General features: G+C 35.6%; 21 protein-coding genes. 15 read left to right on the top strand and 6 right to left on the bottom strand.

Going from position 1 to position 19497, the window contains the following annotated elements:
• Window positions 1-21 precede the first annotated feature (21 nt).
• On the bottom strand, window positions 22-2100 hold the full coding sequence (locus ACKI30_RS02430) for a DEAD/DEAH box helicase (protein WP_407409595.1): 2079 nt from the start codon (window positions 2098-2100) through the stop codon (window positions 22-24).
• A gap of 125 nt (window positions 2101-2225) precedes the next feature.
• On the opposite strand from ACKI30_RS02430, the gene ACKI30_RS02425 reads away from it, so the two are divergent.
• A complete protein-coding gene (locus tag ACKI30_RS02425) occupies window positions 2226-2489 on the top strand; it encodes a thioredoxin family protein (protein WP_407409593.1) in 264 nt (87 codons plus the stop codon).
• 29 nt (window positions 2490-2518) lie between these two features.
• Window positions 2519-3601 carry a cobalt-precorrin-5B (C(1))-methyltransferase CbiD gene (cbiD, locus tag ACKI30_RS02420; protein ID WP_407409591.1) on the top strand — a complete coding sequence of 361 codons (1083 nt, stop codon included), beginning with the start codon at window positions 2519-2521 and terminating at the stop codon, window positions 3599-3601.
• Window positions 3602-3610: 9 nt separating this feature from the next.
• Here the strand turns inward: cbiD and ACKI30_RS02415 are convergent, their stop codons facing one another.
• Complete coding sequence (locus ACKI30_RS02415) at window positions 3611-4156, bottom strand: DUF2115 family protein (protein WP_407409590.1); 546 nt, start codon at window positions 4154-4156, stop codon at window positions 3611-3613.
• A 20-nt stretch (window positions 4157-4176) separates the two neighbouring features.
• Window positions 4177-4644, bottom strand: coding sequence for a DUF2115 family protein (locus ACKI30_RS02410; protein WP_407409588.1), 468 nt, complete (start codon window positions 4642-4644; stop codon window positions 4177-4179).
• A gap of 146 nt (window positions 4645-4790) precedes the next feature.
• Here ACKI30_RS02410 and ACKI30_RS02405 point away from each other — a divergent pair, with 146 nt between their 5' ends.
• The 11 genes from ACKI30_RS02405 to ACKI30_RS02355 all read left to right on the top strand — a co-directional run bounded on the left by ACKI30_RS02405 (window position 4791) and on the right by ACKI30_RS02355 (window position 16212).
• Window positions 4791-5870, top strand: a complete 1080-nt coding sequence (locus ACKI30_RS02405; protein WP_407409586.1) for a glycosyltransferase family 4 protein — start codon at window positions 4791-4793, stop codon at window positions 5868-5870.
• Window position 5871: 1 nt separating this feature from the next.
• The gene (locus tag ACKI30_RS02400; protein WP_407409585.1) at window positions 5872-6738 is read left to right on the top strand and encodes a shikimate kinase; all 867 of its coding nucleotides are present in this window, start codon (window positions 5872-5874) and stop codon (window positions 6736-6738) included.
• A 166-nt stretch (window positions 6739-6904) separates the two neighbouring features.
• Window positions 6905-7234: a chorismate mutase gene (locus tag ACKI30_RS02395; protein ID WP_407409583.1), complete on the top strand. Its 330-nt coding sequence runs from the start codon at window positions 6905-6907 to the stop codon at window positions 7232-7234.
• Window positions 7234-7431 carry a 30S ribosomal protein S17e gene (locus ACKI30_RS02390; RefSeq protein ID WP_067043908.1) on the top strand — a complete coding sequence of 66 codons (198 nt, stop codon included), beginning with the start codon at window positions 7234-7236 and terminating at the stop codon, window positions 7429-7431. The genes ACKI30_RS02395 and ACKI30_RS02390 overlap by 1 nt, the downstream gene beginning before the upstream one ends.
• Before the next feature lie 225 nt (window positions 7432-7656).
• Entirely contained in the window at window positions 7657-8877 is a 1221-nt protein-coding gene (locus ACKI30_RS02385) for an aspartate kinase (RefSeq protein ID WP_407409581.1), read from the top strand.
• The gene (dapA, locus tag ACKI30_RS02380; RefSeq protein WP_407409579.1) at window positions 8874-9767 is read left to right on the top strand and encodes a 4-hydroxy-tetrahydrodipicolinate synthase; all 894 of its coding nucleotides are present in this window, start codon (window positions 8874-8876) and stop codon (window positions 9765-9767) included. Before ACKI30_RS02385 ends, dapA begins: the two co-directional genes overlap by 4 nt.
• A gap of 12 nt (window positions 9768-9779) precedes the next feature.
• Complete coding sequence (gene dapB, locus ACKI30_RS02375; RefSeq protein ID WP_407409577.1) at window positions 9780-10601, top strand: 4-hydroxy-tetrahydrodipicolinate reductase; 822 nt, start codon at window positions 9780-9782, stop codon at window positions 10599-10601.
• A 9-nt stretch (window positions 10602-10610) separates the two neighbouring features.
• A complete protein-coding gene (gene asd / locus ACKI30_RS02370; protein ID WP_407409575.1) occupies window positions 10611-11660 on the top strand; it encodes an aspartate-semialdehyde dehydrogenase in 1050 nt (349 codons plus the stop codon).
• 230 nt (window positions 11661-11890) lie between these two features.
• On the top strand, window positions 11891-13129 hold the full coding sequence (locus tag ACKI30_RS02365; RefSeq protein WP_407409573.1) for a hypothetical protein: 1239 nt from the start codon (window positions 11891-11893) through the stop codon (window positions 13127-13129).
• A gap of 425 nt (window positions 13130-13554) precedes the next feature.
• On the top strand, window positions 13555-15165 hold the full coding sequence (thsA, locus tag ACKI30_RS02360) for a thermosome subunit alpha (protein ID WP_407409571.1): 1611 nt from the start codon (window positions 13555-13557) through the stop codon (window positions 15163-15165).
• A 33-nt stretch (window positions 15166-15198) separates the two neighbouring features.
• Entirely contained in the window at window positions 15199-16212 is a 1014-nt protein-coding gene (locus ACKI30_RS02355) for an adenosylcobinamide amidohydrolase (protein ID WP_407409569.1), read from the top strand.
• On the opposite strand, the gene ACKI30_RS02350 is transcribed toward ACKI30_RS02355, so the two are convergent.
• Both ACKI30_RS02350 and xseA read right to left on the bottom strand, forming a co-directional pair.
• Window positions 16202-16420 (bottom strand): exodeoxyribonuclease VII small subunit, encoded by a 219-nt coding sequence (locus ACKI30_RS02350; protein ID WP_295599179.1) that lies wholly within the window; start codon window positions 16418-16420, stop codon window positions 16202-16204. The genes ACKI30_RS02355 and ACKI30_RS02350 overlap by 11 nt on opposite strands.
• Window positions 16421-18079, bottom strand: a complete 1659-nt coding sequence (xseA, locus tag ACKI30_RS02345) for an exodeoxyribonuclease VII large subunit (protein ID WP_407409567.1) — start codon at window positions 18077-18079, stop codon at window positions 16421-16423.
• 119 nt (window positions 18080-18198) lie between these two features.
• Here xseA and ACKI30_RS02340 point away from each other — a divergent pair, with 119 nt between their 5' ends.
• Window positions 18199-18429, top strand: a complete 231-nt coding sequence (locus ACKI30_RS02340; RefSeq protein ID WP_295599172.1) for a PRC-barrel domain-containing protein — start codon at window positions 18199-18201, stop codon at window positions 18427-18429.
• A complete protein-coding gene (pyrE, locus tag ACKI30_RS02335; RefSeq protein WP_407409565.1) occupies window positions 18429-18956 on the top strand; it encodes an orotate phosphoribosyltransferase in 528 nt (175 codons plus the stop codon). Before ACKI30_RS02340 ends, pyrE begins: the two co-directional genes overlap by 1 nt.
• 34 nt (window positions 18957-18990) lie before the next feature.
• Here the strand turns inward: pyrE and ACKI30_RS02330 are convergent, their stop codons facing one another.
• Window positions 18991-19494 carry a molybdenum cofactor biosynthesis protein B gene (locus tag ACKI30_RS02330; RefSeq protein ID WP_295599166.1) on the bottom strand — a complete coding sequence of 168 codons (504 nt, stop codon included), beginning with the start codon at window positions 19492-19494 and terminating at the stop codon, window positions 18991-18993.
• Window positions 19495-19497 lie beyond the last annotated feature (3 nt).

Genomic DNA, 19497 nt, shown 5'->3' with positions numbered 1-19497 from the left:
AACCACCTTAACTTATTTTTTTTAACTGTCAACAAATAACTTGATTTTTTCAGCAAGTTTAGGACCGATTCCCTCAATTTGTTGGAGCTCTTTTTCACTAACGCCACTTAAATCGTTGCCAAAGATTTTAACAACATTTCTAGCTCTTTTTCTACCGAGTCTTTTGACTCCCACGACAAGAGGAATGATATCCTTTTTAACACCATAATATAGTCTTGCGGATAGGAAATCAAATTCCTGCAGGTTTGAATAGTTTCCAAGAACTTCAGAGGTGTTTTTTGCAAATCTTACCAGGCGTGAAGCTTCATAGGCAGACCTTCTTGTTGATGCTGAATAAACATGATACTTGTTTTCGATTTCATATTCGCTTCTTTCGTTAATCCATTCAATCAGTGAAACTGTTGTTGCTTCAGGATTTCCGATATCGACTGCGAACAGTCCTACTTCAGATAATTTGTCACGCACAGGATCCTTGGATTTTCTTCCCTTAAATGATATTAAAGGCAAGTCAGGAGTTTCAGACAATGCATAAATGAATTCCTCAGCATTCATTTCATCCATTGATGATATGTACTCCTTGATTTTAACTGCGGTTTCAACGGAATAATTGGATCTTGCAATCAAATTACCGAATTCAGTAGTTTTAAGGCCTTCCGGTGTCGCTCTGATTATTCCATTTTGAAGCAGGAAACTTAAAGCATTTTCCAGTTCGTATCTTAAGCTGTCTTCTGCAAACAATGCCATTGACGGATTGTTGCTCATCTGATATCCGTATAATGTTTTTCCAAAAAAGTCTGTAAGCTCGTCAATGTCTTTTGAAAGTGTGGAAGCGATTTGCGCAATAATCTGTCTGTAAATTGCGTCCTTGTTGTCAACCAGTTTGGAGTTGGTCAGTTCAATCTCACCGTCAATGTAGAAGTCCTGCAGGTTTTGAGCTTCGTCCATGGTTTTTGCAATGAGATATGAGTAACCCACATCATCGTATTGAGGCCTTCCGGCCCTTCCGGACATCTGTTCATAGTCAAAAACCGGTATTGGCTGAGGGCCATTGCTTGTCCATCTTGTATGGTCTCTGATTGCAACAGTTTTTGAAGGCAAGTTAACCCCATACATTAAACTAGGAGTTGCAGTAATCATTAAGATATTTCCTTTTCTGAATTCATCTTCGATTATTTCCTTTTGTTCGTTAAATAATCCTGCATGGTGGAATGCCACACCCTTTTCTGCAGCTTCGGCAAGTTTGAGACATGTTGTGGTTGGAAGTGAACCTTTCTTTTTAGGAACCTCAAGCAATTTCTCGCTAACTTCTTTAAAGCGTTTTCTCTGTTCAACGTTAATTTTCTTATTGATTTTTCCAGACACGTATGTTGCTAAACTTTCAGTGAATCTTCTGGTTGATACGAATGCCAGAGCCTGTGATTTGTCTTTTATTGCCTTTTCAATTATTTTAACAATGACATCATTTTTATTTTTGGTGTTGAACATTTCTGCGTCCAATACCTCTTTATTCAATGGAACAGGTCTATAATCATGCTCTACACATTTACCTTCAAGCCAGCCTTCTATTTCTTCAATGTTTCTGAGTGTTGCAGACAGTGCAATTATTCTCATGGATGGATTGATTATTTTAGCTCTTGTTATTGCAGCTTCGAGAGTTGGGCCTCTGGAATATTCTCCAATCATGTGGAACTCGTCAATGATTAATGTGTCCACGTCACGCAAATTGTCCCATGAAAATCTTGTAAGTGCATCGAATGATTCAAAAACCATTACTGAGAGGTCTGCACTTCCGGGATGTTTTCCAACTCTGATTCCATGCTCTTCAAATGCCTTGAACTCTTTTACTTTTTCATTTTGTATTGAAAGAAGTGGTGCAGCATAAACTGCTTTTCCTCCATTAAGAATTGTTTTAAGGGCAGGAAGCACTCCTAAAACTGTTTTTCCACTTGCTGTTGGAATACAAATTATGTAATTTGAGTCATCATCTAAATATCCGGATTCAATAACTGCCTTTTGAGCGGGATTGAAATCTTTGATGTAGGGATATGCATCGTTTATTATTTCTTTAATTTCTTGAGGTAAATGTTCCATTTTAATCATTTAATTTATATTTTTTTAATATATATTAAATATTTCCAGAGAGCATTTGAAATCTATTCGTGGTAACAGTTAAATATAATTAATTTATAAAATATTTACAAATTAAAATTAAGGAGATTTTAATAATGGCAATTAAAGTAGAAGTATTTTCAACCAACTCTTGTCCACATTGTCCTGCTGCAATTGAAGCAGCTCAAGAAGCTAAAGACAAATTAGGTGACGCTATTGATGTGGAAGTCCTTAAAATTGATGAAAGTAATGAAAACAGGGAAAAAGCTATAGGATATCAAATTATGGCTGTACCTACCATTGTAATTGATGGTGAAGTCACCTTTGTTGGCGCACCAATGCCTGATGAACTTATTGACAAACTAGAATCTTTATTATAGATTCTCCTTTTTCATTCTTTTTTTGTAAAATGTCAGACGATAATTATACTGGTGTTACTACCGGTACTGTGGCGACAGCTTGTTCTCTTGCAGCTTTAGATGCGATTTTAGATTCCGCAGATATTGCATGTGTTAAGGTGGAAACTCCCAAGAAAACATTGGACATTATCATTGATGAATGCAGGTTGCTCTCTTCCAATGAGGCTCAGGCAACTGCTCATAAAAATCCATACAATGATCCTGATGTGACAGTTAATTTGGATATTGTTGCTAATGTTGAGCTTTTTGATAAAACCACTGAAAAATCCAATGTTATTATCACAGGGGGAGTTGGTGTCGGAAAGATTACAAAACCCGGCCTTCAGATTCCTGTCGGAGATTATGCAATAAATCCGGTTCCACGACGTATGATTGTCAAAAACCTTGAAGATAAAATTCCTGAAGGCAAAGTGGCTAAAGTTACAATTTCAATTCCTGAAGGCGAAACTATTGCTCGAAAAACAATGAATCCTAAATTAGGGATTGTTGGAGGAATATCTGTTCTTGGAACAACTGGAATTGCAAGGTCCATGTCCAGCGATGCATATAAAAATTCAATTGTGACACAAATCGACGTAGCTCTTGCCTCAAATATTGATAATCTGGTTTTTGTTCCTGGAAATATCGGTGAAAAGCTGGCCTTGAAAAAATTGGACATTACCAAAGAACAAATTGTTCAGACAGGTAATTTTGTAGGATTCATGTTTGAAGAGGCTGAAAAAAGAGGAATAACCAGGTTCACTTACTTCGGACATATGGGTAAGTTAATCAAGGTTGCAGGAGGAATTTTCGATACAAAGCATGCCGTTGCAGATGGAAGGCGTGAAATAATGGTTACCCATGCTGCACTTTGCGGTGCGGACAGAAATGCACTTCAAAGGTTATTTGATTCCAAAACAACCGATGATATGATGGATATTCTGGAAGAAATTGATTTGTCTGTTGAAGTTTCAAATAGCATAGCTTCAGCTATTCATGAAAGATGCATGCAGCGTTTCGATTTGGATTTGAATGTGATTCTGGTTGACATGGAAGGGAATTATTTAAACAATAACATGAAACCTATTGAATAGGATTATTTTCTAAAAATCTAATTGTTCTGCCCGGCACATATTACATACTGCTTTTGGAGTGTCAATATTTGCGTCTCTTACTGGGCATAAGAATTTGCCATCTTTTTCTTCAACTTTTAGAGATCCTGGAAATGGGGTCCCAACAGGATGAATAGGTTCTTCCAATATAAATGTGGCGTAAAATGAGGCAATATAAAAAATTAGTAGGTTCTTTCTTTCAGATTCTTCATTGGAGTGATTTAATTTTAAAGTTTCAACCGCATTTCCCAATGTTTCCTTATCAATATTTTTGGAATAGTCATTTGTATCTTTTGGGATATCTTTTACCCGATAGAGAAATGATTCTATATATGATTTTTGACTGTCTTCCCTATAATTTTCCTGAACATATTTGTTTTCTTCCATTACCTGTGAGCTAAATGCCATCATATCAAATATGGAAATTGTTGATGAATACTTTTTTAATATTTCAAAAACAGCATTACCTGAAATTGCCTCATTGTTTAAAATGAGACTTGTAAAATCTTCACACATTTCCAAATATTCATCAGACATTTTTTCACTCCGTAATTCATTTAAAATCCGAATGAAAAACCGGCATTTTTACAGACGCAATAACGGCATAATGAGTTTTCATCCTTGATGCTCATGATTCTGGTTTTGCATTTGTATTCCCCGTTTTCCAAAAAGACCTGGTCTTTTGTAGGGTTGTCTCCAAATGGATGCAATGGTTTTTTAGCCATCAATGCAAGATAAAGTGAAATGTATTTTGTAAATTCTCTGGTTTCTTCATCCCCACCGGCATAAGTGTCGAAATAAAAGTTAATGTCATTTTTCAGGTTTTCTATAACTCCGTCTTTAATGTCATAGTCTTCGGTTATGTCAAGAGCGAAAATTTCATCCCATGTTTCTGAATTGTACTTGGCAAGCTGTTTGGTTAATGGGTCTTTGTATCTGTCGTCTGTAACTTTATTTCTCAGGTATTCGATGGGATAATCCTTCAGATTTTCTTTAATTTCTGCATGTAATTCAGTTGCTTTCATAATTAATGATGATGTGATTTGGTATAAATTATTTGCCATTTGATATTGAAAAATAGTTTTTAGTTGGTAATTATTCAAGGGTTAATTAATTATTTAAACTACAAACTCACTATATAATATTATAATAATAGTGGAGAGTTTATTTTATGAAAATAGCGATGGTTGGTCAGTTTCCACCACATGTTGGTGGTGTTGGTGTTCATATACACACATTGTCAAAAGAATTGGTAAAACAGGGCCATGAAGTTTATGTGATCACTTATCCTCATAAGAATATTCAGGACATTGACGGAATCCATGTAATCGGAACAAAAGGTCTCAATATTCCTGGAGTTAGAGGATTGATGTTTAAAAAGAATGCTAAAAAAGCATTGGAAAATCTTTTGCAGAAAGAGGATATCGATATTATCCATGGTCATTATTTATTCCCTGCCGGTGCGGCTGCCGTTGAAGTTGGAAATGAGCATGGAATAAAGACATATGTCACAGCCCATGGGTCTGACATGTTTGAAGTATACAAAAAACAGCCATTGATGCGTTCCACTATTAAAAATGTATTGAAAAGAGCCGACTGTGTTTTAGCTGTAAGTAATGCGTTAAGACATGAGATTATTGCCACAGGCGTCACTGGAATATCACAAAAAACCAAGCTTTCCTGGAATTCAGTGGATGTTGGCAAGTTTTCCGACGGCGAAAACAACTCTTTTAAAAATGGGAATAACCTCTTGGATAAGCCAATAGTCATGTTTGTCGGCAATCTGATTAAAAGGAAAAATGTCGAATCATTGCTTGAGGCTAAAAAGATTGCAAATAGTGATTATTATCTGGTTGTTGTAGGTGACGGGCCTTTATTCAAAAAGCTAAACAAGAAAGTTGAAGAGGAAAACATTCGTGATGTAATATTCACTGGCTCCAGAGATGATGTTGAAAACATAATTCCGAGCTGTGATGTTTTAGTTTTACCGTCATTTTCAGAAAGTTTCGGGCTTGTCTTAATTGAAGCGTTGGCCTGCGGCAAACCAGTAATAGGCAGTAATGTTGGCGGAATAAGTGAAATAATCAATGATGACGTTGGGCTGTTGGTGGATCCGAATAAGATATCTTCCATAGCACGTGCAATTGATAACGTCATTAATGATGAGGAGTTCAGACTAAGCTTATCTTCAAATGCAAGGCAACGCGCAATGAATTTTTCAAAAGTAGATATTCCTTATGAGGAGATTTAATATGAAGCAAACTGTAAGATCCCCAGGTTCAGCAACAATAATCAATGCCATTGCAACAGGCTTCGGTTCTGCATTCGGCATTGGTTTGAATATCAGGTGTGAAGCTAAATCAACAGGCAATTCAATAACATGCTCAAACGATGTCGGAGCGGACAACACACTGATGGAGTTATGCGTCGAAAAGGTCTTTAATCATTATGGCATTGATAAAAATGAATTCGGAATTGATTTGAAAACCGAGTCCAGTTTGCCTATGGCATCAGGATTGTCAAGCAGCAGTGCTTCTTCAAATGCCATTGTCAAGGTAACCTCTTCAATAATCTCCGAGGAATTTAATTTAAATCCACTTGATGATCTTGAAGTCGTCAATATGGCAATCGATGCATCTCTTGATGCTGGTGTTACAATTACCGGTTCATTTGATGATGCAACAGCATCCTACTTTGGAGGTGTTGTGGTAACTGACAATAAAAATAGGGAATTCATCATAAGAGAAGAGATGGAAGATTATCCTATTTTGGTTTACATGCCTAACTTTTATTCAAAATCAGGGGATTCAAATCCTGAAAGGATGAAACTGCTGGCTCCGTTGGTCGAAACCGCATTTGGCTTTGCAAAAAATAAAGATTACTTCAAGGCTCTCAATTTAAACGGATTAATCTATTCAGCAACATTGGGATTCGATTCTTCAATAGCTATCGATGCACTTGAAGCGGGTGCAATTGCTTCAGGTTTGTCCGGAACAGGCTCCTCATTTGTAGCTGTTGTCAGTGAAGAATCAATTGATGACGTTAAGGAATCTTGGGCCAAATATGAGGGCAGCGTTATTGAGACAAGAACCGATAATGACGGGTGCATGATTTTATAGTATTGTATTTCGTCGTTGCTGATTTTGCATGGCTGGCAATTATCTAGAAATTAGTTAGTGGAGAATATCATTATATATTTTCATAAAATTGGTTTTAATCATATACTTTATATACTAGTATCATAATAAATTATATTATTATCATTATTATCAATTTGGTGATTTTTTGAAGGGTAGCTATGAAATAAAAACTTTTAACAATAAACAAGAAGCTGAAGATCTTCTCAAAAAATCTAGAATTCGTATTGATGAAATTGATAATGAATTATTTGATTTAATTTCTCAAAGAACATCTCTTGCAAAGGATATTGCTCTTTCTAAAGATTATTTGGGAATGCCTATTTATGATGAATCTAGGGAAGCGGCAATCCATGAGAAAATAGATGGAATTTGTGAAGAATTAGGTCTTGATGTTGATATTATCGATCAAATCGTAGACATGCTAACTATATTAAATAAGAATGAGCAGAAAAAAATTTTAAAGGAGGAATGTTAATGGGCAATATTAGAACTTCATTTGTTAAACGTTTAGCAAAAGAACTTATTGAAACTCACAAAGGTGTTTTCACTACTGATTTTGAAGAAAACAAAAAATTAGTACAAGAATACTCTACTGTAAGTACTAAACATTTAAGAAATAAAATTGCAGGATATGTTACAAGGCTTGTAAGGTTAGAACAAACCCAAGAATAAGCTTTTTTCATATTATTTTTTTTACTACTTTTTTTATTATAATTTTTATTTTGTTTTATAATTTTTAATAAACTGTATAATTTTTTTAATTTTAACATTTAAATGCATTTAATTTTTCCAGTTTATATCTAATTAAAAGTTTATTAATATGGTTCGATATAAATATATATTAATATTTTTGTTAGTTCAAAAATAAGACAAACTTTTAATGAAATAGGTGAATTTATGGATTTAGTAGTAGCAAAATTTGGCGGAACCTCGGTTGGAAATGGTTCCAGAATTAAAAAAGCGGCGCAGTCCGTAGTAAATGAGTATATGAAAGGCAATCAGGTAGTAGTTGTAGTTTCTGCAGTAAATAAGACTACTGATGACTTAATTGGGTTATCCAATGAGGCAATAGGTTCAAGTTTAACAGACAAGCAGAAGGCAGAAATTATGGCTATGGGTGAATTAACCAGTGCTAGGGTATTCTCAGCAACTATTGAATCTTTAGGTGTAAAATCTGAGTTTATTGACCCTTATAATGAATTATGGCCAATTATGACTGATTCCAATGCTCTTGAAGCTAAAATTGATTTCAGCTCCACTAATAAAAAGATTAATGGTATTGAAAACCTTATAAATCAGGGAATTATTCCTGTTATTTGCGGATTTTTAGGAAAAGGGCCAAGCGGTGAAATTACAACCTTAGGTAGAGGTGGAAGTGACATTTCTGCATTTTTAATAGGTCACTGTTTAAATGCAAATGAAGTGGTCATTGTCACTGACGTTGATGGTGTAATGTCAACAGACCCTAATAAAATTGAAGAGGCTGAATTATTAGAGGAGATAACTGTTGAAGAAATGAGGGATTTAGCCACTCATGGTGCTCAAGTTTTACATCCTCATGCATTAAAATATAAAGATCCATTAATAAGCGCAAAAATTATTAATTTCGCTAACGGCGATTTAAGTTCAAAGGGTACACGTATCACAGGACCCTTTGAAGGAGATATATTAAAATCCGTATCTCTTTACAAGGACCCTATTTCACTTATAGTTCTCGTTGGAGAAGCTATGCTTAAAAAAGTTGGACTTCTTGCTGGTTTAACAGGATGTCTGGCTAAAAATAACATAAATATTTTCGGAATTTCTGCAGGACAAAATTCTATTACAACATTTGTAAATAAGAAGGATGCAGAACAAGCTTATCATATTTTACATAATTTAGTTGTGGAAACTGAAGCATTGAGTTCTCTTTCATTAGGCAGAGACACTGCAATGATTACTTTAGTTAGCCCAGATATTATTGAAACCCCAGGAATCATTTCTGGTATTACAGAACCACTTAGACAAAATGACATTAATATTGTTGAAATCACATCATCTCAAACAGCAGTAGTATTATTTGTTGATTGGAACGATGGTGAAAAAGCATGTAAATTAGTTAACGAGGTTTTAGAATGAGATTTGAAGGAACATATGTTGCAATGGTAACTCCTTTTGATAAAGATAAACAAATTGATGAGGAAGGATTCAGATCCAACATTAATTATTTAATCGATCAAGGAGTAGACGGTTTAGTTGGTGCAGGAACCACTGGTGAATCTGCTACAATCACTCACGAAGAACATCAAAGAGTCATTGAAATATTGGTAGATGAAGTTGATGGAAGAGTGCAAACAATCGCAGGAACTGGAAGTAATGCAACTTCCGAAGCACTTTCTCTTACAAAGTTCTCTGCAGATGTTGGTGCTGATGCCGCATTGTTAATTACTCCTTACTACAACAAACCGCAACAACATGCTTTAGTAGACCATTACAGTACTATTGCTAGTAAATGTGACATTCCTCTTATCGCATATAATGTGCCATCACGTACCGGATGCGATATTGCTGTTGAAACTGCAGTTGAATTGGCAAAAGTAGATGGTGTTGAAGCTATTAAAGAAGCTGCAGGCAGTGTGGATAAAGTATCTGATATCTACAGGGCGCTTTCACGTGAAGGTCTTGAAGACGATTTCAATATTCTTTCCGGTGAGGACTCATTAACATTGCCTATCATGGCTGTCGGCGGAACCGGTGTAATCAGTGCATCCGCAAACGTTGATGCAAAAAGAATGGTCTTAATGGTTAACAGTATCTTAAACGATGATTATACAAGAGCATGTGAGCTTCACTATGAAATGCTTGATTTAATCAGAGCTCTTTTCGTTGAAACTAATCCTGTTCCTGTTAAAACTGCAATGAGATTAATGGGATTCCCAGCAGGACCTTTCAGACAACCTTTATGTGATATGAAAGATGAAAACTTAGAAATTCTTAAAAAAGCATTAAAAGAATCTAATTTAATTTAAGTTGGTATTATTATGATTAAAGTTGCTGTAACTGGAGCTGCAGGAAGAATGGGCTCCGGCATTATTAGAAGAATCACAGAACAAGATGATATGGAAGTAGTGGCAGCTATTGAAATGCCTAACACTCCTTTAGCAGGCAAAGATGCAGGTCTTCAAGCGGGCATTGATGAACTTAGTGTTGAAATTACAGGTTCTGAAAACTTGGAAGAAACCTTAAAAGCATCAGGTGCAGAAGTATTGGTCGATTTCACTATTGCTCCTGCTGCAGTTGAAACAATCAAAACTGCAACCTCATGCGGAGTTAATGTTGTTGTCGGTACAACAGGTTTCACAGATGAACAGATGGCTGAAAACGTCAACAACGTTAAAGAAAATAATGTAGGTGCAGTTATTTCATCAAACATGGCTATTGGAGTAAACGTGTTCTTCAACACTTTGAAAAAATTAGCTCCATTACTGTATGATTATGATATTGAAATTATTGAAGCACACCACAACCAGAAAAAGGACGCTCCTTCAGGAACTGCTATGACTGCATTTGAAGTCATCGCTAAAGAACTCGACCGTGACCCTGAAGAAGTCGGTGTTTACGGAAGAAAAGGTTTAGTCGGCAAAAGAACCTCTGAAGAAATAGGTGTTCATGCAGTCCGTGGTGGAGACATTGTCGGAGATCACACTGTAATGTTTGTTGGTCAAGGTGAAAGATTGGAAATTAAACACCAAGCTCATACTAGAGAAGTATTTATTGCTGGTGTTATAAGAGCTATCAGATATGTTCCTACTGCTGAAAAAGGTATTGTTAGCAGTATGAATGATGTATTAGGATTAGAATAGGTGAGTAATATGGTAAACGTGGGAGTATTAGGAGCAACCGGAATGGTTGGTCAAAGATTTATTCAATTACTTGAAAATCATCCAGATTTTGAGATTACAGCTTTAGCTGCATCTTCTCGTTCTGCAGGTAAAAGATACGAGGATGCAACAACCTGGTATATGAATAATGAAATGCCAGAATCCGTAAAAGACATTGAAGTTGTAGAAACCAGTCCTGATGCAATGGATAATGATGTTGATATTGTATTTTCATCCCTTCCGGCTGATTTCGCATTAAAAGTTGAAAAAGAATTCGCTAAAGATTACGTTGTTGCAAGTAATGCAAGTGCGCACAGAATGAAAAAGAATATTCCTTTAGTGATTCCTGAAGTCAATCCGCAATGCTTAGACATGATTGATGCTCAGCAAAAGGAAAATAACTGGGATGGATTCATTGTAACTAATCCTAACTGTTCAACTATTGCTTTAGCTTTAACATTAAAACCAATTGTTGATAATTTCGATGTAAAATCCGTTAGAGTTTCAACCATGCAAGCTGTATCCGGTGCAGGTTATAATGGAGTACCATCAATGGCTATTATCGATAATCTTGTTCCTTACATTGGTGGGGAAGAGGAAAAAATGGAAAGCGAATCCCTCTATCTGTTGGGTTCATTCGATGGAACTGATGTAGTTAATGCAGATTTCAAATTAAGTGCGTCATGTCATAGGGTACCTGTTATCGATGGTCATACTGAGGCAGTATTTGTGGAGTTAAATGATGACTTTGATGTTGCGGATGTTAAAGATAGTATGGCAAATTTCAAAGGATTGCCACAAGAACTAAATTTATATTCCGCTCCTGAAAATCCAGTAATTGTCAAAGAAGAAAATGACCGTCCACAACCAAGAATGGACAGAAATGCCGGTAACGGTATGGCTGTTACTGTTGGAAGATTAAGAAAAGACCAAGCATTTGATAACAGTTTTAAATATGTTCTTGTTGGACATAATACTGTTCGTGGGGCTGCTGGAGCTTCAATATTAAATGCTGAATTAATTAATGATAAAATACTCTAATTTTATCAATTTATTTTTCTTATTTTTTTTAATTTTTTTTGTTTTTTCCATCTTTTTTCTTATTGTTTTTATTTTCATTTTTAGATTAATTTAAGGGTTTAATTTAAATAGTATAAAAGAAATATTTAATAGCAAGGAATTATATTGTACAATCTATCGACATATTCAAATTCATAATAGGATAGTAATTTGAAGTCGATATTGGGATAAAATTTAAACTAAGGGATAGAATGGAAATAGGAATTGATGCTGAAAAAGATACTTTACAATCTTTAATTCGATCTTGCCTATTGGAACTCAACAAGTTAAAATTAGATTTAACTGAACTTGAAGTTGAACGAGCAAATGATACCACTCCATTGAGGATAAAAGAACTCGAAAAAGATATTGTAGAGAAAGAAAAAGAAGTTTCTGTAATAAAATTTAAAGCCGAAGATGAAATTAATCTTTTGAAAAGACAGCTTGAAGAAAAAGACAGTTTAATCAAAAATCAGGAAGACAGAATCTATGAACTTGATTATGTTAACAATTCTCTTGATGAAATCAAGGAATATTTTGCTGAACAACTAAGAGATTATAAGAAAAAAGAGTTAGCAGACGTTAACGATAGATTAAACGAATCCTTTAAAAGTGTAGCTGAAAAAGAAGCTCAAATAAACTCTCTTTCTAGAACTATTGATGAATACAAAATCAAAATTATCAAGCTGGAAAATAATGTCGAGTCTAAAACCCAGATTTTAGAACTTGAAAAAGAACTTGAGCTTAAGAATAATGAGTTAAGGCTTAAAGAAAATGAAATTTCTCAAACTAATAGTCAGATTGACATTATAAAAGAGCAATATATTCCTAAAGAAGAATATGAAGACCTTCAATCATCATTCCAGACTAAAATTAATGAAATGGCTGATGAAATATGTGATTTAAAAGAAGAAACTATCCCTAAAAAAGATTACTTCGATCTTCAATCTCAATTTGAAAATGAAATTTCTAGTTTAGATAATCAGATTAGTACCCTTAAACAAAATTCCATTCCTAAAGATGATTATATTTCTCTTCAAACTAAATTAGAAAATGAATTAGCATCAAAAGATACTCAAATTGAATATTTAAAAGAAAAAACCGTTCCTCGTGAAGAATTCATTACTCTTCAATCTAATTTGGAAAATCAAATTGCTTCCAAGAATAATGAACTTGAGAATTTAAGGCAGAATACTGTCCCTCGTGATGAGTTTATCACTCTCAAATCCGAGGTTGCCCATAAGGATAATGAACTCAGGTATCTAAAACAGAATACTGTCCCTCGTGAAGATTTCCTCAATCTTCAAAATGAGTTGAGCAGGAAAAACGATAAAATCAAAAGATTGGAAGAGATCAATACTTTCTTTAATGAGCTTCAGGAAGAACAGGAAGCTTATGATACTATTGAAAGGACTCCTCCTTTCAGGTTAGAGAAAAAACAACACAGGTAATTTTACCTGATTCAAATTCCTTAATTGGAGTTGCTTCTGAGTCTTAAAGGGATTTAATATCTCTTTCTTTTTTTAATTTTTTTTAATTTTAATTTTTCTTCATGGTCATCTACATAGTACATTTACTTTGATATTATTTTGCATAACTTATCCATTTAATGCTCGAAACCCATAATAATTATTGTACTTTTCATGTTAACCATTAAAATAATCAGTCGTTATTGTCATTATTAGCACAATAATTTTTTCCCAAAATCCTGTTGATTTCTTTTTCTTACTTTTATTTACTTTATACCATAAAGTATTTATATAACCTTAAACTCATTTATTATGTAGAAAGGTTTAGTCAACACTATAACTTATTTTCTCATGTTGATAATTAAACTGATCTAATTATTTATAAAATTAAAAAAAGGTGATTATTAATGGCACAAGGACAACCAATTTTTATTTTACCTGAAGGTACTAACAGGTCTGTCGGTAGAGATGCACAAAGAAATAACATTTTAGCTGGTAAAGTATTAGCTGAAACTGTAAGAACTACTTTAGGTCCAAAAGGAATGCACAAAATGTTAGTTGACGGACTTGGTGACATTGTTGTAACCTACGACGGTGTAACAATCTTAAAAGAAATGGATATTGAACATCCTGCAGCAAAAATGCTCGTAGAAGTAGCAAAAACCCAAGAAGATGAAGTTGGAGATGGTACTACTACTGCAGTTATCATTGCTGGAGAATTATTGAAAAAATCTGAAGGATTACTCGATTCTGACATTCACCCAACTATCATTGCTATGGGATACAGAAAAGCAGCAGAAAAAGCACAAGAAATCTTAGATGAAATCGCAATCGACGATGTAGATTCCGAAACCTTATTAAAAGTAGCTATGACTGCTATGACTGGTAAAGGAACCGAAGCTGCACGTGAACCATTAGCAAAATTAATCGTAGACGCTGTAGAAGCAGTTGAAGAAGACGGCGCAGTTGACATCGACAACATTAAAATCGAGAAAAAAGATGGAGCTGTTGTTGAAGAATCCAACTTAGTTGAAGGAGTAATCATTGACAAAGAAAAAGTACATCCTGGTATGCCATCAGAAATCAAAGATGCAAAAATCGCTCTTGTCAACACTCCATTAGAAGTTAAAGAAACTGAAGTTGGCGCTGTAATCAGACTCACTGCCCCTGCTCAAATGCAGGCATTCATTGAACAAGAAGAAAACATGATTAAAGAAATGGTTCAAAAAGTCGCTGATTCTGGAGCTAACGTATTATTCGCACAAAAAGGTATCGATGACTTAGCACAACACTACTTATCCAAAGCTGGAGTATTAGCAGTAAGAAGGGTTAAAAAATCCGATATCGAAAAATTATCCAGAGCTACCGGCGCAAGCGTCATCACCAACCTCGATGACTTAACCGAAGACGACTTAGGTATCGCTGGAACCGTAGAAGAAAGAAAAATCTCCGGTGAAGAAATGATCTTCGTAGAAGAATGCAGCGGCGCAAAATCCGTAACATTATTCGTAAGAGGATCCACCAAACACATCGTTGACGAAATCGTAAGAGCAATCGAAGACGCAATCGGTGTAGTAGCAGCAACCGTAGAAGACGACAAAGTAGTTGCAGGCGGAGGAGCTCCTGAAATCGCAATGGCTAAAAAACTCAAAGACTACGCAGAATCCATTTCCGGAAGAGAACAATTAGCTGTAAACGCATTTGCAGAAGCTTTAGAAATCGTACCAAAAACCTTAGCTGAAAACGCAGGTTTAGACAGCATCGACTCCTTAGTGGACTTAAGAGCAGCACAAGAAGACTCATTCTACATGGGATTAGATGTATTCACTGGTGAAGTTGCAGACATGAAAGAAGCTGGCGTAATCGAACCAAAACGTGTCAAAAAACAAGCTATCCAATCTGCATCCGAAGCAGCTGAAATGATTTTAAGAATCGACGACGTAATCGCATCAACCAAAGGCCCTGAAGACATGGGTATGGACCCATCCATGGCTGGCGGAATGCCTCCAATGATGTAAATTCACTTTACATCTTCTTTTTTTTATTTTTTTATGTACTCAAATAGGCTTATTTTTAAAACATCAAATGATGATGAAATTTTTTACTTAAAGGACACTATACTAATTAACTTCGGTGTCAGTCGCAACGGCTTTTCAACATCCGAGTTGAACCCTGGCACTAATGATTCATACAAATCTGTTTTTAACCAGCACCTGTCACAGGAAAAAATCAATTACCTGGTGAATCACGATGTCCGCCAATACCTGATGAATGAATGTGCATCGCTCGGCATTGACTCAAACTATTCTACAGGCCTGATAACCCTGGCCGAGATGAAAAACGTAAGCATCGTCAATAGGAAATTCAAAAATACTGAAGTCACAGCCATTGTGACTGCGGGCGTCAGGACAAATGCCACAAGGGCGGGAGACCCTGCATCCTACTGGGAAGAGAATGGGGAGTTTCACCTTGGAACAATCAACATCATACTGCTCACCAACGTTCACCTGGACAAATCCACTCTATCCGAAGCGTTCATGACAATAACTGAGGCAAAAACAGTTGCGCTTAATAACTTAAGGATTCCGTCACAGTACTCCAATGGATTTGCAACAGGCACCGGAACCGATGGGGTTGCGGTTTTTTCAAATAATGATAGTGACGACACTTTAACCAATGCTGGAAAGCATTCAAAACTGGGTGAATTGATGGCCGGTGCCGTAATTGAGGCAATACCCAAAGCAATTTCCAAACAGGTATGGATTACAAGCAAATCACAGTCAAATGCATTAGTTAGGCTAAACAGGTATAAGTTAGACATAAATGAGTTTTACGATAATTTGGACCATGACAAGTTTGAATTCATCAGGCAATTGAGGATTGACGCTCGAAAACAGGAAAATGTCGTTATTGCAACTTCAGTATTGAATCTGATTGATGAGGTTGAAAATAACCTTGTTGAAAAGGATGCTGCCTATGATTTGGCGGTTAAAATAAAAGAAGATTGTAATAGTTATCCAATAAGAGCATTATTGGAATATTGGATTAACTATTTCATTCGCTAGGCTTGAATTCTATCAGGTCTCCGTTTTCCTGAACGATTTTTGCTATTGCTTCCTCAGCGGAATTTAATTTCTCATTGCATATTTTAACAAGTTGCATTGCATTGTTGAATTCATCAATAGCATCATCTAAAGGCACGTCCCCTGATTCTAACTTGTTCACGATTTCTTCTAATTTTTCCAGACTTTCTTCAAAACTTAAGTTTTCCATTCATATCACCTTGGTATTTATTGTTCCATCATTAAATTCAATATCTAATTCATCCCCTTTTTTAACATCTTTTGCATGGGTTATCACTTTATTACTTTTTTTAGTTATTGAATAGCCTCTCTTCAATGTTAGGAGGGGATTTAATATTTCTAATTTTTCAATATTCGTTAATAATTTATCTTGCTTTTTGATTTTTATATCATTGGGATTCTTCAGCGCTTTTGAGTTTTTGATTATTTCCAGTTTGCTTTTGTTTTTTGTGAGTATGTTTTTTGAGGAGTATTCTATCTTGCTTATTTGACTGTTCAGGTGCTGCTGCTTGTTTTCATATATTTTGCTTGGGTTTTTCAGTGCTTTTGAGTTTTTGATTATTTCGAGTTTGTTTTTGTTTTTTGAGAGTATGTTTTTTGAGGAGTATTCTATCTTGCTTATCTGACTGTTCAAGTTGAGTTGCTTGTTTTCATATATTCTTCTCGGGTTTTTCAGTGCATTATTGCTTTTAACTATTTCCAGGCGGTTTTTATTTTTAGATATTATGCTTTTTGAGGAGTAGTTTATTGAGCTTATGAGATTATTTAACTTGTTTGATTTTTGCCGGTATATCTCTTCGGGGTTTTTCAATATGCTTGAGTTTTCAATCATGGTTAGCCTGTGTTGATTTGAGGCTATGATGTTTTTAGAAAAGTTGTTCAGCTTATCGAGCAAATGGTCAAGGTTCATTTGCTTTATGTCATAGAGGCTTTCGGGATTTTGGATGATTTGCTTTTTGCAGATTGTATCTAACCTATTTTTATTGTATTGGATCTTGTCGGTAATGGAGTTGTTTGCACGTTTATTTAATTGTGTCACTTTGAACTTCAATTCCTTTATCTGCGGCACTGCAAGCTCTGCTGCTGCGGTCGGTGTTGCGGCCCTCAGGTCCGCCACGAAATCGGATATTGTAAAATCGATTTCATGCCCGACTGCACTTATTACAGGGGTTTCGCATTTGAATATTGCTCTTGCAACGATTTCCTCGTTGAATGGCCATAAATCTTCAATGCTTCCTCCGCCCCGGCCAACAATCAAGGTGTCCAAATCATACCTTTCGGATTTTTCAATCTGCCTTGCGATTTGCTCCGCTGCCTTTTGACCTTGCACCAGTGTTGAGAAAACAAGTATTTCACATAATGGGTATCTGCGTTGAATTGTTGTTATGATGTCTTTTACAGCCGCACCGGTTTCAGCGGTCACCACTCCAATCCTTTTCGGGTATTTTGGAATTTCCTTTTTGTGTTTTTGATCGAACAATCCCTCTTTTTCAAGCTTTTTCTTCAGTTTCTCGAATGCGATATGGTATGGACCAATTCCATCAACAACCATTGAGTTCGCTTTCAGTTGATAGTATCCGTTTTTCTCATAAACTTCAACGCTTCCTTTAATCACGACCTTAATTCCGTCTTTTGGGGTGAATTCAAGAAATCGTTTCCTACCTTTAAACATCACTCCCTTTATTTGTGATTTTTCGTCTTTTAGGGTGAAGTAATCGTGGCCGTGGGGATAGGATTTGTAATTGGATAATTCTCCCTTAACGTATATGTTTTTCAATTTCGCATCCCGATTCATTTTTTTACTGATGTATGAATTGACCTGGGACACCGTTAGATTTTCATCTTCCATAAATTCACCTTAACATTAATATTGTTACTATATTGTTTATATTTAATACAATTTCCCATTTTTAGAAACTATTAATTATCATTAATGATAAATTAATTTTAGATGAAAGGTGTATTTTTATGAGAATTAAAGATGAATTATTTGGTAAGGAAGTCATTGATGCTGACGTTCAGATTGTTGGAAAGGTTTCAGATGTTGTTCTTGACAAGGATACTTATGAAATCACTGATTTGGTGCTTAAAAGGTCAGGGTTATCCGAACAAATCAAGGCAAGCGAAGACCTTGTTCCAATGGAGCTTGTAAAGGTCATTGGAGATAAAATTTTACTTAAAGGCGAAGATGATTTATAATGACTTCAAAAGAGTATCTTATTGGTTTATTGAAGGAAAATGAAGTGTTCCTTGAAGGGGATTTCACTTTGTCTTCCGGAAAAAAGAGCAATTATTACATCAACATGAAAAAGGCAATCACCGAACCTGAAATATTGTCAACCATTTCAAAATTGATCACTGATAAAATCAAGGATGGTGACATTGACAAGGTTGCCGGACCTGCTTTGGGTGCAGTTCCAATAGCCACAGCAGTTTCCCTGGAATCAAAATTGCCGTTATTGATGATTCGTAAGGAGAAGAAGGGCTACGGTACTTCCAAGTTGATTGAAGGTGAACTCAACGATGGGGACAATGTCATTGTTGTTGAGGACGTGTCCACTACTGGAGGATCACTTTTAAAGGCAATAAAGGCCATCCAGGAAAATGGCGGCAATGTCGTAAGGGCGTTCGTTGTTGTTGACAGGCAGGAAGGTGCTGTTGAAGAATTTGAAAAACAGGGAATTACTTTAGAGCCTCTAATCAGTGTTGATGAATTTTTCGATTAAAAAAAATAAGTTTATGATGAAATATTAATTTTCATCATTTCACATGATGAACGAAATGAGGCAGTTCATCAATTATTAAGCCTAATGCGGTTTTCACGGCATTTGGAGAGCCGGGCATTGAGAATATGATTGTTTTTTTATAAACTCCAGCGGTTGCCCTTGAAAGCAATGCCGCTGAACCTATTTCTTCAAAGGATTTTGCTCTGAACAATTCTCCAAATCCATCAATTTTTTTCTCAAATAATGATTCGACGGTCTCCACGGTAATGTCCCTTGCGGCAAGGCCGGTTCCACCATTGGTTAGAATGACATCGATTCCGTCTTCAGCCATGGCGTCAATGGAGTTGACCAGATCTTCTTTTTCATCAGGTATCAGGCTTCTGGATTTTAATGTGTACCTTGCTTCGATTTCCTCCGCAATGTATTTTCCGGAAAGGTCAAGCTTTTCTGATTTTCTACTGTCGCTAAGGGTTATCAATCCGCAGGTTATGTCTTTGGAGGATTCCTTCTGATGTTGTTTTGCAGTTTCACTTTTCATAAT

The organism is Methanobrevibacter sp., assembly GCF_045539575.1.
Taxonomy (GTDB): Archaea; Methanobacteriota; Methanobacteria; order Methanobacteriales; family Methanobacteriaceae; genus Methanocatella.
Note: the sequence above shows the minus strand (reverse complement) of the source record. Positions and strands in the feature narration are given on the sequence as shown.

Excerpts from the sequence above, each read along its gene's own strand:
- ACKI30_RS02430 (WP_407409595.1), bottom strand. The coding sequence starts at position 2,100 with ATGATTAAAATGGAACATTTACCTCAAGAAATTAAAGAAATAATAAAC.
- ACKI30_RS02425 (WP_407409593.1), top strand. The coding sequence starts at position 2,226 with ATGGCAATTAAAGTAGAAGTATTTTCAACCAACTCTTGTCCACATTGT.
- cbiD (WP_407409591.1), top strand. The coding sequence starts at position 2,519 with ATGTCAGACGATAATTATACTGGTGTTACTACCGGTACTGTGGCGACA.
- ACKI30_RS02415 (WP_407409590.1), bottom strand. The coding sequence starts at position 4,156 with ATGTCTGATGAATATTTGGAAATGTGTGAAGATTTTACAAGTCTCATT.
- ACKI30_RS02410 (WP_407409588.1), bottom strand. The coding sequence starts at position 4,644 with ATGAAAGCAACTGAATTACATGCAGAAATTAAAGAAAATCTGAAGGAT.
- ACKI30_RS02405 (WP_407409586.1), top strand. The coding sequence starts at position 4,791 with ATGAAAATAGCGATGGTTGGTCAGTTTCCACCACATGTTGGTGGTGTT.
- ACKI30_RS02400 (WP_407409585.1), top strand. The coding sequence starts at position 5,872 with ATGAAGCAAACTGTAAGATCCCCAGGTTCAGCAACAATAATCAATGCC.
- ACKI30_RS02390 (WP_067043908.1), top strand. The coding sequence starts at position 7,234 with ATGGGCAATATTAGAACTTCATTTGTTAAACGTTTAGCAAAAGAACTT.
- ACKI30_RS02385 (WP_407409581.1), top strand. The coding sequence starts at position 7,657 with ATGGATTTAGTAGTAGCAAAATTTGGCGGAACCTCGGTTGGAAATGGT.
- dapA (WP_407409579.1), top strand. The coding sequence starts at position 8,874 with ATGAGATTTGAAGGAACATATGTTGCAATGGTAACTCCTTTTGATAAA.
- dapB (WP_407409577.1), top strand. The coding sequence starts at position 9,780 with ATGATTAAAGTTGCTGTAACTGGAGCTGCAGGAAGAATGGGCTCCGGC.
- asd (WP_407409575.1), top strand. The coding sequence starts at position 10,611 with ATGGTAAACGTGGGAGTATTAGGAGCAACCGGAATGGTTGGTCAAAGA.
- ACKI30_RS02365 (WP_407409573.1), top strand. The coding sequence starts at position 11,891 with ATGGAAATAGGAATTGATGCTGAAAAAGATACTTTACAATCTTTAATT.
- thsA (WP_407409571.1), top strand. The coding sequence starts at position 13,555 with ATGGCACAAGGACAACCAATTTTTATTTTACCTGAAGGTACTAACAGG.
- ACKI30_RS02355 (WP_407409569.1), top strand. The coding sequence starts at position 15,199 with ATGTACTCAAATAGGCTTATTTTTAAAACATCAAATGATGATGAAATT.
- ACKI30_RS02350 (WP_295599179.1), bottom strand. The coding sequence starts at position 16,420 with ATGGAAAACTTAAGTTTTGAAGAAAGTCTGGAAAAATTAGAAGAAATC.
- xseA (WP_407409567.1), bottom strand. The coding sequence starts at position 18,079 with ATGGAAGATGAAAATCTAACGGTGTCCCAGGTCAATTCATACATCAGT.
- ACKI30_RS02340 (WP_295599172.1), top strand. The coding sequence starts at position 18,199 with ATGAGAATTAAAGATGAATTATTTGGTAAGGAAGTCATTGATGCTGAC.
- pyrE (WP_407409565.1), top strand. The coding sequence starts at position 18,429 with ATGACTTCAAAAGAGTATCTTATTGGTTTATTGAAGGAAAATGAAGTG.
- ACKI30_RS02330 (WP_295599166.1), bottom strand. The coding sequence starts at position 19,494 with ATGAAAAGTGAAACTGCAAAACAACATCAGAAGGAATCCTCCAAAGAC.